The sequence below is a fragment of the Pseudoalteromonas sp. S408 genome, from assembly GCF_005886645.1.
GTDB lineage: Bacteria > Pseudomonadota > Gammaproteobacteria > Enterobacterales > Alteromonadaceae > Pseudoalteromonas.
Map to the genome: position 1 here is coordinate 94689 of NZ_PNDY01000007.1, position 12951 is coordinate 107639.

The 12951-nt window shown below is 41.3% G+C and carries 9 protein-coding genes; 5 read left to right on the forward strand and 4 right to left on the reverse strand.

Translation table 11 applies throughout. The features are described 5' to 3' along the window. Window positions 1–320: 320 nt before the first annotated feature. Window positions 321–1859 carry an HNH endonuclease signature motif containing protein gene (locus CWB62_RS06910; protein WP_138528430.1) on the reverse strand — a complete coding sequence of 513 codons (1539 nt, stop codon included), beginning with the start codon at window positions 1857–1859 and terminating at the stop codon, window positions 321–323. Then, a complete protein-coding gene (locus CWB62_RS06915) occupies window positions 1856–2455 on the reverse strand; it encodes a class I SAM-dependent methyltransferase (RefSeq protein ID WP_138528428.1) in 600 nt (199 codons plus the stop codon). The genes CWB62_RS06910 and CWB62_RS06915 overlap by 4 nt, the downstream gene beginning before the upstream one ends. A 332-nt stretch (window positions 2456–2787) precedes the next feature. Between CWB62_RS06915 and CWB62_RS06920 the strand changes: the two genes are divergently transcribed. Together CWB62_RS06920 and CWB62_RS06925 are read left to right on the forward strand one after the other, a co-directional pair. After that, the gene (locus CWB62_RS06920) at window positions 2788–3531 is read left to right on the forward strand and encodes a transporter substrate-binding domain-containing protein (RefSeq protein ID WP_138528426.1); all 744 of its coding nucleotides are present in this window, start codon (window positions 2788–2790) and stop codon (window positions 3529–3531) included. Window positions 3532–3570: 39 nt separating this feature from the next. After that, complete coding sequence (locus tag CWB62_RS06925; protein ID WP_138528424.1) at window positions 3571–4305, forward strand: substrate-binding periplasmic protein; 735 nt, start codon at window positions 3571–3573, stop codon at window positions 4303–4305. 688 nt (window positions 4306–4993) lie between these two features. On the opposite strand, the gene CWB62_RS06930 is transcribed toward CWB62_RS06925, so the two are convergent. After that, the gene (locus CWB62_RS06930; RefSeq protein WP_249315590.1) at window positions 4994–5611 is read right to left on the reverse strand and encodes a hypothetical protein; all 618 of its coding nucleotides are present in this window, start codon (window positions 5609–5611) and stop codon (window positions 4994–4996) included. 241 nt (window positions 5612–5852) lie between these two features. Here CWB62_RS06930 and CWB62_RS06935 point away from each other — a divergent pair, with 241 nt between their 5' ends. Together CWB62_RS06935 and CWB62_RS06940 are read left to right on the forward strand one after the other, a co-directional pair. After that, the gene (locus CWB62_RS06935; RefSeq protein WP_138528422.1) at window positions 5853–7451 is read left to right on the forward strand and encodes an ABC-F family ATPase; all 1599 of its coding nucleotides are present in this window, start codon (window positions 5853–5855) and stop codon (window positions 7449–7451) included. 599 nt (window positions 7452–8050) lie between these two features. Next, on the forward strand, window positions 8051–8497 hold the full coding sequence (locus CWB62_RS06940) for an REP-associated tyrosine transposase (protein ID WP_138528420.1): 447 nt from the start codon (window positions 8051–8053) through the stop codon (window positions 8495–8497). Between the two features lie 287 nt (window positions 8498–8784). Here CWB62_RS06940 and katG read toward each other — a convergent pair whose 3' ends face one another. Then, complete coding sequence (gene katG / locus CWB62_RS06945; RefSeq protein ID WP_138528418.1) at window positions 8785–10962, reverse strand: catalase/peroxidase HPI; 2178 nt, start codon at window positions 10960–10962, stop codon at window positions 8785–8787. A 712-nt stretch (window positions 10963–11674) separates the two neighbouring features. On the opposite strand from katG, the gene CWB62_RS06955 reads away from it, so the two are divergent. Further along, on the forward strand, window positions 11675–12559 hold the full coding sequence (locus tag CWB62_RS06955) for a tetratricopeptide repeat protein (RefSeq protein WP_138528416.1): 885 nt from the start codon (window positions 11675–11677) through the stop codon (window positions 12557–12559). Window positions 12560–12951: the final 392 nt, after the last annotated feature.

Sequence of the window (12951 nt, forward strand, 5' to 3'; positions counted from 1 at the left end):
AAGTTAAGTCGTGGCTTCGCCATGGATGGCGAATACACGGTGCTTACGTTCACATCCATTTTTAACTTGAGGACACAGTGTGATCCTCGGGTGCGCCGTGGGATTCCAAAGGGCGGTCGGCGGCAGCCGCCCTTTGGTTGCCATCGCCAACGCGATAAAACCTCGAATAGAGGTTATTAACCCCCTTAAAGTGCACACAGAAGCATCATTTATAAGCGCTGTATAATTCCATTAACACATTCAAAGCTTCGCTTTGCACGCCAGCAAGCTGCGCGTCTACAAAACACGAGCAAGCTCTGCGCCTACAAGTTAAAGCGCGACTACTCTGCAACCACTTGTTTAAACCGTGCGAACGTTCGCATGCTTTCATCTGCAATCATTACCTCATAATTGGGGTTTTGAGCGATTAGCTCATATTGCCCATTGGGTAATTTATTAACTTTACGCAGTAAATACTGCCCGTCTCCGCTTATATCGTCTCGCTCTATAACAACTATTTGGTCGCGAAGCGAACCCGCTTTATCGGAAGTTATAAGCTCAAGCAGCAGTAAATCACCATCAAGTATTGGGTGTTTACCGCCATTCATTGAGTTACCCGATGCGTGTGCTAAAAAGTGCACGTTTGGATCAAGCTTGCCTGCGCCAAATGGTGCGTCCATTAATTCCATATCGCTTTCATCCCCTGTTTTAAAATGCCCGCAGGCAATTTTAATATTAGGGAAGTACGGCAGTTTTAATGCGTTATCACTCGATTTTAAACTAACGGCTGATTTAGCAACTTGATTTAACTCAGGTTGTTTTGCTTGCGGGAAAGCCACTATGTCGGCAGTTAGTTTTGCTTCTTCAAAATGGTCTTTATTTGCAAGCCATAACTTTGCGTTATTGGCTTGTGCCACTTGATACGCCCAATTACTTACAGCGAGAGATTTATCGGCATCGCAATGAAAATACGCATTTAGTTCGTTACTAATAATTTGGCTGTTAACAACCAAGTTTTGATTTTGCCAGCGTTCGCGGTGTTGTTGCGCCGCTAAAAAGTCGCGTTTGTTGTTATTACATGCACGGTGCGCTGCCACAAAGTTATGACCTAGGTCGTTAGCGTAGCGGGCAAACGGTATAAAGTGATCAATCTCCACATCGTTTTTCATTGGCTTTTGGCAATAAAAACACGTGTTTGATTGCAGCTCTACTAAAACGGGCTTTGCTTTAGTGAGTGCATTACGGTCTACCCCAAATAAAAACTCTTGCAGTTGGCTTTGCGGGCCAATCAACGCTTGGTTGTGCTTTATACTCTGAATTTTTTGAAGCCATGCATTTTTAGCTAAGTACACAACTAAATCGTAAAAGCGCCTAAAGCAGCTCGCGATACCTGCATTTAACGTAATAAATTGAGTGCTGTTTGTATGTGGGTATAAAAAGCAATCTTCTTGTTTGGCGAGTATTTGTAAGCGCCAAAGCGGCCCTGTTTTTAGTGTTGCCATGGCTGCGTTAAACGTGGGTTTATAAAAGGGGCTTTGCTTAAGCTGGCGAAAGTTACGTATGTTATTTTGCTGGCATTCAAACAGTACGCTAATTACTTTTGATTGTGCACCTGTATTTTGCTTAAGTAAGGCGCTTTCGCCGGTGTGGTCTGATGAAAACGGCATTGCATGATGCCAGTATAAGGTAATGAGTTTATCGGCAAGAGTTGGCAACTCAATTACTAATTGGCTTTGCTCTGACAACAACGGTTGCTCAACGCATACATCGGCAATGGCGTGTAAAAGCGCAAACTTATAGGTAGCGCTAAAATCGCCCTCAACCAGCATACGTTGAATGTATGCAATAAAGTCGAGCTGTTGCTGCATTGCGCCAATCATAAAACAGGCACAACTTTAATTAACGCATTGAGCCACACTTCGCTTTCGCGCTCTGGTCGTTGGTCTACCGTTTGCCATTGTTTTAGTATTTTAAGCTCGGTGTGGTGGTTAATTAGCGCAGTTAAGCCGTCTTCATTTAAATCGGTAAATTCACGGCCATTATGCACGCGTTCCTGCGTGCCATATTTAAACGATACATACAAAACACCATTTAGTTTTAGCGCATTTTGTAGTTTTAAAAACACTTGAGGTAACTCTACTTTTGGTACGTGCAATAAACTAGCGCAGCACCAAATGCCATCGTATTTATTTACACATTCAAGCTGTTGAAAGGTTTTAACCGCTACAGGTTGCTGTAAGTAATTACTGGCTAACTTTGCAATCGCTGAGCTTGCGTCAAACGCGCTAACCGTAAAACCTTGCTGTTTAAAATACATAGCATCGCGGGCACTGCCACAACCAGCATCTAAAATATGGCCGTGTTTAGGGATAAGCGGTAAAAACTCAGCGTAAAGCGCCGACATATCAACATTAAGCGTTGAGTCGCTAAAGGTTTGCGCGTTGTTATTGTAGTAAGTGAGTGTGGTACTTGGCACGATACACCCGCTCCTTGGCTAATCGTTTAACAGCTAAGCCGCTGTTAATATTAAATTCATTGGTGTTTAATCTACAGGAACACATAAATAAAATATAGACTTAGTAGTAGAATATTTTAAATTAATACGCCCTTTTTATTAATCGCCCGCGCACATTGCAAGTTTAACGATTACAAAAACGAACATGTTAGCTTAGCCCTCCCAACACGTTGATTATAAATACATAACTTTATAAACCCAGTGATGCTATTTACATGCTTATACAAAATTTACGACTAAATTTTAAGGCTGGTTTATACTGTATGTATTGCGTCGCTAGCATGAGGGATATAATGCATAGATTAAAAAAATACGGTTTGTATTTGTTAGTAGCCCTCTCTTTTGGGAGTGGGGCTTGCGAAAAAAAGTTTTTTGTCGCGTCGCACGATACCTATTGGCCGCCTTACGTTATTGATGTTAACGGCCACGCACAAGGTAAAGAAGTAACGGCGCTTTGGCTTATTTTTGCAGGGTCGCCTTATTGCGTTCAGGTTGAGTTTTTACCCAATACAGAGCGCGCATTTGTTGAACAAACTAAAGGCCGAATGGATTTAGGGTGGGCTGCAAGCTTTACTGAAAAACGCGCAGAGCATGTTTATTTTTCGGATAGTTACCGCAACGAGGTTATGTGGCTGTATCAGCATAAAAGTAAACAATACAACGTTAAAAACCTGCAAGACGCGTTTGCACAAGGCTACACCGTGGCCGCCCATGCGGGTAGTTATTACGGCGAGCAATTTGAGCGTTTAAAAAGTATTTACCCAAAACAAATTATTTTTACCGGTGCGGCAAAAAGGCGTTTTGCTTTATTAGCTAAACAGCGGGTCGATTTTATAATTGAAGACCAATTAGTGGGCGAGTATTTTATAAGCCAGTCGAACAATATTAAGCGGGTAAATACCACAACCTATGTTAACAAAGGCTCTATTCATTTAATGCTGAGTAAAAATACGTCTACCTTGCAAGATGTAGTTGAAGTTAATAAATTAATACAAAGCAGAAAAGCACAATTAGAAGAACTGTTTGAAAAATTATAACTATACATACACTAAAAACCGCTCACAAAAGGCTGTAGTTTGAAAATATTACTGTTTATAACCCTTTTTACTTTTAGTGCATTTAATGCTTGGGGATGCACTAAAACGTTAACGGTGGCTACCAACGAAAGTTACTGGCCGCCTTACGTAATATTAAAAAACAATACGCTGGGTGGTACTGAAATAGACGTACTTAACGCTATTTTTGAAGGCTCACCTTATTGTTTAAATTTTAGTGTGCTGCCTAACTCGTTACGTGCATTTGAAGAGCTAAAACAGGGCCGTGTTGATTTAATTTTTGCTGCTAGCAAAACTACTGAGCGTGCAGAGTATGCTCACTTTACGTTGCCTTATCGTGTTGAAAAAATGCTGCTGTACAAACATGCCGACTCGCCCAACGTACACAGTATTAACCAGCTATTTAGTCAGTCGCTAACGGTGGGGGTTAACAGGGGAAGTGTTTTTGGTGAGGCGTTTGAGCAATTGCGCTTACAGTATGCTGAGCAGGTTGTACTTACGAGCGAGTCTAAAAAACGTTTTGGTATGCTTAACAAGCAGCGTATTAATTATTTACTTGATGATTCGTTAGTGGCGCAGCACTTTACTAAACAGTACTCAAACATTATGCCTGCGGCGTTGGTTAAGCCTATAAATGTAAATAATGTGCATTTTATGCTGAGTAAAAAAACGGTAACCACTGACGATATAGCGGTTATTAATCGCCTGATTAAAAATAATAAGGCGGTCATAGAGCGCATTTACAAACCCTATTAACCTGGGGTTTTACTCATTTAGTGTTTTCGCGCGAGCAAGCTCTAAGCCTACAACTTTCACTGCTCATTGACTTTTCTTTCTCTGTGTAGCGCGAAGCGCCTGTGTGGTGAAAAACAAGTTAAGCCAATTATTCACAAAGAGGTTAAGAGACGCTGCGCTTTTAGAGGTAGAGAGTACGTGATTTAATAAATGATCACATAAATAAGAATTAGATATTTAGTGGTAACCCCGCACTGATTTTGTTTAAAAGTGATTATGTCACCACCGAGAAGTGAAGGAGAAGAGCAGAAGAAGTGACTTATTTATTCCTGTGTTTTCTCCGTGTAGGCGAAGCACTTCTGTCCCCTCTGTGGTGAAATTAGTCAGTAGCAGCGGCTTTATGCCGCGAAAAAATTTAATACAAACGCGAGGTAAGTTCCTGCTACGTGCAATGCTCATTCCCTGTTGACGCGTTTAAAAAGTGATTATGACACCACCGAAAAGTGAAGGAGAAGTGATTCGCCAATACCCATTGTTTTCTCAATGCCCTCTGTTGTGAAAAACAAGTTAAGCCAATTATCACAAAGAGGTTATGATGCGCTGTGCTGAAAATAGAAGGCCTAAGGCTCAATATAAAAGCGCTGGGAAGCCCAAAAACCGTAGCCCGTGAACTTTTACCTTTAACCTTCAATCTCTAACTTTTTTTAATTTACTTTTTTCTCAGCCAAAACAAACTGCCTTCGGTGGCTATCCACGCTTGTTTGCCAAGTGACTCTAAGTACACGCCTACTTCTTCTTTACTCCCTGGGCTATAAAACTCAATTTGGTTAATTTTTAGTTTTTCTTGCCCGGTGAGTATTTTTATAAAATGTTTATTAAGCTGTTTAAGTTGATTTTTATATTGCTTGGCTTGTCTAGAATCACCATTTTTATGAAACTCACTCAAGGCGCGGCTTGCTGTGGCATGGAGCTCTTCGCTGTCAAAGTCGGCTAAAAATACATCTAGCTTTTGCCACTGACCTTTAATTATATAGCAGTTCATTAGCCAATGGCGATTCGCTTGATTATCCATAGGGTTTAGTTGCCACAGCGTTTCTAACTCATCAATGGCAAGTTGTATATTGCCCTGTAACGCGTTGATTTGTGCGCGGTGCGCCCGTAACATCATATAAGGCCGTGTTTCGTGGATCAGCCAAAAATGGCCTTGGTTTTGTGCTATGAATTGCTCTGTTATCAAACCCTCGAACAGTTCAAGTAACGCTTCTATCGGTTCAAACGCGCTTGGGGTAAAGTTACTAAGAATTGCTTCCATTAACTGATCAATCACTTCGTCGTCAATGATTTTACCAGCTGCAAATTTTAGCTGGCGACATAACTCACTCTTTTTTTGATATTTTTAATACAATAAAGCCGTGTTCAAAAGCAATCAAGTGAATTAACGTTTAAATAGGCTAGCCTTTAATATGCTTGGCCTGTATAATTTGCCGCCTTATTTACTCCTATTGCCTGGTCTATTTTCGCACCTGCTGCGCCCATAACCCTGTCAGTATTTTTCTAGGACACCTTTTTTGATCTCCACCGCAAATATTACGATGCAGTTTGGCGCAGAGCCGTTGTTTGAAAACATTTCAGCTAAATTTGGTAACGGTAACCGTTACGGTTTAATTGGCGCTAACGGCTGCGGCAAGTCGACTTTCATGAAAATTTTAAGCGGTGCACTGGTACCTAGTGCGGGTAATGTGTCGATTACGCCAGGTTTAAAAGTAGGTAACCTAAGCCAAGACCAGTTTGCATTTGAGCAATACACAGTGGTAGATGCGGTAATTATGGGCGACGTTGAGCTTTGGAAAGTTAAGCAAGAGCGCGAACGTATTTATTCGTTACCTGAAATGAGCGAAGAAGACGGCATGAAAGTGGCCGACCTTGAAAGTGTATTTGCCGAAATGGACGGGTACACTGCCGAAAGCCGCGCTGAAGAAATTTTGCTAGAAGCGGGTATAGATAAAGAGTTTCATTACGGGTTAATGGCAAATGTTGCACCGGGCTGGAAACTACGTGTGCTTTTGGCGCAAGCGTTGTTTGCAAACCCAGACATACTGCTACTCGATGAGCCTACCAATAACTTGGATATTCATACCATTACGTGGCTTGCAAACGAGCTGAACAAACGTAAATGTACGATGATTATTATTTCGCATGACCGTCACTTTTTAAACTCGGTTTGTACACACATGGCCGACATTGATTACGGCGAGCTGCGTATTTACCCGGGTAACTACGAAAAGTTTTTAGAAGCGGCAGGCCTGCAACGCGAGCAACTTTTAGCTGAAAACGCTAAAAAAAGTGCTGAGATTGACGAGCTACAAGACTTTGTTAACCGCTTTGGTGCTAATGCCTCTAAAGCTAAACAAGCTAGTTCGCGTGCTAAAAAAATGGATAAAATTAAGCTTGATGAAGTTAAAGCATCGAGCCGTATGAGCCCGTCGTTAAACTTTGACGAAGGCAAAAAAATGTACCGCCAAGCACTTGAAGTTAACAAACTTGGCCATGGGTTTGATGGTGAAACACTGTTTAGTGGCGGTGAGTTTTTACTAGAAGCCGGTGCAAAGCTTGCGGTAATTGGCGAAAACGGGGTGGGTAAAACTACTTTTTTACGCTGTTTAGTTAACGAGCTTAAAAGTAACGAAGGCGAAATTAAGTGGTCTGAAAATGCGAGCTTTGGTTATTGCCCGCAAGACAGCACTAAAGACTTTGATAACGATTTGACGTTATTTGATTGGATGTCGCAATGGCGTACAGCTAAGCATAACGATTTAATGGTTCGTGGTATGTTGGGCCGTTTGTTGTTTACCGCAGACGATTCAAACAAAAAAGCGCGTAACTGTTCAGGTGGTGAAAAAAACCGTTTGTTATTTGGTAAGTTAATGATGCAAGACGTGAACGTACTTGTAATGGACGAGCCAACAAACCACATGGATATGGAAGCCATTGAGGCATTAAATAATGCGCTTAAAGACTTTGAAGGGACGCTTATTTTTGTAAGCCACGACCGTGAGTTTGTGTCGTCGTTGGCTACGCGCATTATTGATATTAAAGATAAGCAGGTTATTGATTTTCAGGGTACGTTTGATGAATACCTTGCAAGCTGCGAAGAGAAAAAAGCATAAGCCCGCTGGGTGTTTAGTTTTAAAAGGCGCTTAGTTAGCGCCTTTTTTGTGCGTGGTTAAATGCATTAGTAAACAAGTAATTAGATCATCACCAAGAGGTAATTAACTATTGCTCGTGTTTTTTGTGTGTAGCGCGAAGCGCCTCGGTGTACTCTGTGGTGATAATTTTATAAGTAATATGAAGCTACGCTTCTAACGTGAGCAAGCTCTACGTCTACAAAAACAAACTAAACTAACCCCTTTTGCTTTTCCTACTCATTTACTCCTCATTCACTTCTCTTTGTGTAATACGCTTTTAAGGGTTATAAAGTGATTGTTTTACCACCGAGAAGTGACGGAGAAAAGCAGGAGCAGTGACTAATTATTGCTCGGTTTTTTTCTGTGTAGCGCGAAGCGCCTCGGTGCGCTCTGTGGTGGTAACTTATTAAAAAAACAAGAAGCTACGCTTCTAACGTGAGCAAGCTCTACGTCTACAAAGCAATGTTTAAATTAACCTGTAGACGCACAGCTTGCTGGCGTGAAAAAGCAACGCGTTTTAAAACTTGTTTTAGGTCAATTCTTATCTATGTTTATACAAAGCCAAAATATATGACTCTCCGATGCATGACTCCTCAAAATTATTAGCACATCGTTTTTCAAATAATAATGAGTTCTACTCTGTGACTATATGCTGCATAAATAGAGCATCTCTATTTAAAGAATTTGGCAATGCATGTATTGCAGCAAAGGCTATTGTGGATATGCAAAATAAAGTTAATACAATTTGCTATGTATTAATGCCTGATCATCTACATTGGTTATTTCAGCTTAAAGAGTGCTCACTAGCCAACGTAATAAAAATCTTTAAAAGTGTAACGACTTTAAAGATAAATAAGCTAAATGGAACAACAGGCAAAATTTGGCAGCAAAATTATTTTGAACATCAGCTTCGTTCTGAAAAAGATTTAATCAATCAAGCTCGTTATATTGTTGCTAACCCACTCAGAGCAGGCGTTGCAAAAAATGTCGGACAATATCCATATTGGGATTGTATTTATTTAAGTTAAATGATTTATAAAGCTAGAAGCTACGCTAATAACGTGAGCAAGCTCTTCGTCTACAAAGCAGTGTTTAAATTAACTTGTAGACGCGCAGCTTGCTGGCGTTTAAAAGCAACGCTTTTACAAATATTGTTAAACCGCTAAGAAGCTGCGCTTCTAACGTGAGCAAGCTCTACGTCTACAAAATAAGTTAATCCTGCTTACTATGGCTTCTCTTTGTGCATCTGTTCAGCCTTGTTTTTAAAAACAAAAAAGGAGCATTGCTGCTCCTTTTTAACTGTTGCTCAGGTTTATTAAATATCAAACCTATCGGCGTTCATTACTTTTACCCATGCATTTACAAAGTCGTGAACAAAACGTTTTTTATTATCGTCTTGAGCATAAAACTCTGCCAATGCGCGTAAAATTGAGTTTGACCCAAATACTAAATCTACGCGTGTTGCGGTCCATTTAGTTGCGCCGCTTGCGCGGTCTACAATATTGTAAAGGCCATTGCCGGTTGGTTCCCAGCGGTTTTCCATGTCAGTTAGGTTTACAAAAAAGTCATTGCTTAACGCGCCTACGTTATTTGTAAATACACCGTGCTGTGTGCCGCCATGGTTGGTACCCAGCATTCGCATACCACCAATAAGCACCGACATTTCAGGGGCGGTTAAACCCATTAGTTGGCTACGCTCAAGTAATAACTCTTCAGCAGATACCACGTAATCTTTTTTCAGCCAATTTCTAAAGCCATCGTGGATCGGTTCAAGTACGTCGAACGATTCGGCGTCGGTCATGTCGTCGGTTGCGTCGCCGCGCCCTGGCGCAAACGGAACGTTAACCTCTACCCCTGCATTTTTAGCGGCTTGTTCAACCGCGGCTGTGCCGCCAAGTACAATTAAATCGGCCATGCTTACCGGTGTGCTTAACTCTGCTTGCACTTTTTCAAGCGCTGATAACACGCTTGCTAAGCGCTCTGGCTCGTTACCCTGCCACTCTTTTTGTGGTGCTAAACGAATACGTGCCCCGTTTGCACCGCCTCGGTGATCAGACCCTCGGTAGGTACGTGCACTGTCCCATGCGGTGTTGATTAAATCGCTGGCACTTACACCACAATTAAGTAATGTTGCTTTTAAATCGCTGATTTGCGCATCTGTTAAGGTGTAGTCAACGCTTGGAATTGGATCTTGCCAAATTAAATCTTCACTTGGTACATCGGCACCTAAGTAACGTGCTTTTGGCCCTAGGTCGCGGTGCGTGAGTTTAAACCATGCACGTGCAAACACGTCTGAAAAGTACTCAAAATCGTTATGAAAACGCTCAATTATTTTACGGTACGCTGGGTCCATTTTCATGGCCATGTCGGCGTCGGTCATTATTGGGTTTAAACGAATTGATGGGTCTTCTACATCAACCGGTTTGTCCTCTTCTTTAATGTTTACAGGTTCCCATTGGTGAGCGCCTGCTGGGCTTTTTGTCAGTTCCCATTCGTAGTTTAAAAGAAGATCACAGTAGCCGTTATCCCATTTTGTTGGGTGCGTGGTCCATGCACCTTCAATGCCCGATGTCATTGTATCGCGACCAATACCCCGTGTTTTGTGGTTGTTCCACCCCATGCCTTGCTCTGAAATATCAGCCGCCTCTGGCTCTGGGCCAAGGTTTGACTCTTTTCCGTTACCGTGTGTTTTACCTACAGTGTGGCCACCAACGGTAAGGGCTGCGGTTTCTTCGTCGTCCATTGCCATGCGGGCAAATGTTTCGCGCACTTGTGCTGCGGTTTTAAGCGGATCGGGTTTACCGTTTACCCCTTCTGGGTTTACGTAAATTAGGCCCATTTGAACAGACGCTAAGGGGTTTTCCATTGTGTCGGGTTTATCTACATTTTGGTAGCGTTCGTCGCTTGGTGCTAACCATTCTTTTTCGGCGCCCCAGTATACGTCTTTTTCTGGGTGCCAAATGTCTTCACGGCCACCGGCAAACCCAAAGGTTTTTAAGCCCATTGATTCGTATGCCATGTTGCCCGCTAAAATAATGAGATCGGCCCACGAGAGTTTGTTACCGTATTTCTTTTTAATTGGCCAAAGTAGGCGACGCGCTTTGTCGAGGTTGGCGTTGTCGGGCCACGAGTTTAAAGGCGCAAAACGTTGATTTGCAGTGCCACCGCCGCCACGTCCGTCAGATAAACGGTACGATCCTGCTGAGTGCCATGCCATGCGGATCATTAAACCACCGTAGTGGCCCCAGTCGGCTGGCCACCAATCTTGGCTTTGGGTCATTAAGTTTTTTAAGTCGGTTTTTACGGCTTCTAGGTCGAGGGTTTTAAATGCTTCAGCGTAGTTAAAGTCGCTGCCGTAGGGAGAACTTTTTGTATCGTGTTGATGTAGAATGTCGAAATTAAGTGCGTTTGGCCACCAATCTGTGTTTTGGCCAGCTGTTTGTGTATTGCTGCCATGCATTACCGGGCATTTGCCGGCGCTAGAGTTGCTCATTTTCAATCCTCTTGGTGAAAAAAATACGTAAGCGATATTTAATTTGTTTAAGTAATACTATTTTTAACTAATGCAAATGATGCTTAATCAACTACTTATATAAGTATACTTATTTTGAATTACTAATATAGGTTTATTTTTTGAGCTATGCCAATGAATACACCGTATTTAAAACGATTGGTCTGATTTGTATTTTTGGTTGGAACTTAAAAAACAAGCTCTGGTAAATTGAGGCTTGAGTTAGTGCTGCAAACAAGTGGGTTTTAATATTTTGATCTTTTTTTTAAATAACGATGATCGAATTAAAAAGTAGCGGCGTAATGGTATGTGAAGGGTTTGAAAGTGGCTTTGGTTTACCATAGCGCACATAGGAATACCCCCCTTCGCCATGAAATTGTAGTTATAATGCTAAAGGTGTATTACTAAGCCCAATACACCTTTACTTTATAAACTCAGTTTATCAGTTTTTTGTTAGTTGATTATAATTAGCTAACAGTAGTTAAGTTTTCCCGACCTTTGATGTTTTAGCAGTTTCAACCAGCTCACCCTGAGCTGGTTTTTTTTGCCTGAAATTTACCACTACACAATGTTTTCATAATAATAATTTATAATGCGTAGTAAACTCGCCCTCAAAACAAAACCTGCCCTAGTGAGTTTAGGTTGTGCGTGTTAATATTATTTTTGCAATTAATTATTTTATTTGGGCATGTTGATGCGTTATTACTTTTCTTTACTATGTATTTTTTTTACTTTATTTTTAGCGTCGGCTAATGCCGCTGAGCAACAAACAGAAGCCCCCTCAAAGCAACAAGAACAGCAAGCGCTCGAGCAACTTAAAGAGCCTATGTATAAACCGCTTATGGAACGCTACATTTTAGATGAGCTAAAAGCGGTTCGCCAAGATCAGCAAAAACTACGTGAAGATGTAACTAAACAAGTTACGCACGCGCAATTAGACACGGCCGACAGAGCCCTTACTTACACCACCGATACGATAAATAATGTGTTTTTTATTATTACCGCCACGGCATCTATTTTGGTGCTTGTTGGGTGGAATTCGCTTCGTGATGTTAAAAACAAAGTAGAAGATATTGTAAATACGCGCGTGAGTGTTATTACCGACGAATACGAAGACCGATTAAAAATTCTAGAAGAAAAACTGCGTGTACGTTCTGAAGAAATACTCAGTAACCAAGAACGTATTTCTATTACAAACGAGGTTCACTCGTTGTGGATGCGCGCAAATTTAGAAAGTGATTACGCTAACAAAATTGAAATTTTTGATGAAATTTTAAAACGTAAACCTGAAGATGTTGAAGCTATTGCCTATAAGGCTGATGCGTTGCTTGAAATTAATCAAACAGCCAAAGCGATTGATTTATGTAACCAAGCAATTGATATAGATAGCGATTATGGTTATGCGTATTGGCAACGTGCGTGTGCATTTGCGCTAATACACGAGCACGCCGATGCATTGGCCGATATAAAAATGGCACTTGAGTACTCGCCTAACTTACGTAATGAGTTACTTCACGAAAGTGCATTTGCAAGCCTGCATGATAATAATAGCTTTAATACTATTGTGGCGGGCGAGTAAGTTTAGCCTGTTTATATAGTATTTAAAAAAGAGCGAAAGCTCTTTTTTTGTGGCTGTAATAAAGTGCTGTGCTTTTAGAGTTAGGGACTAAGTAATTTAATATTTGACCTGAAATAAGAAGCTGCGCTTCTAACGTGAGCAAGCTCTACGTCTACCAAAAATATCCACACACTGGTTTTGGGCAGTTCATTTTCAGCTTATTCTGTTCTCTTTGTGCGTTATGGTTTTAGGGGTTATAAAGTAATTAACTCACCACCGAGAAGTGAAGGAGTAGAACAGGAGTAGTGATTAAACGGCATTAACTTACAACATTGCTTCAAACACATTTATTTTAGTTTTTTCTATGTAGCGCGAAGCGCCTCGGTGTACTCTGTGGTGGTAATTTTATAAGT

Coding starts and splice junctions, on each gene's coding strand:
- CWB62_RS06955 (WP_138528416.1), top strand. CDS start 11,675: ATGCGTTATTACTTTTCTTTACTATGTATTTTTTTTACTTTATTTTTA.
- katG (WP_138528418.1), bottom strand. CDS start 10,962: ATGAGCAACTCTAGCGCCGGCAAATGCCCGGTAATGCATGGCAGCAAT.
- CWB62_RS06910 (WP_138528430.1), bottom strand. CDS start 1,859: ATGATTGGCGCAATGCAGCAACAGCTCGACTTTATTGCATACATTCAA.
- CWB62_RS06920 (WP_138528426.1), top strand. CDS start 2,788: ATGCATAGATTAAAAAAATACGGTTTGTATTTGTTAGTAGCCCTCTCT.
- CWB62_RS06940 (WP_138528420.1), top strand. CDS start 8,051: ATGCATGACTCCTCAAAATTATTAGCACATCGTTTTTCAAATAATAAT.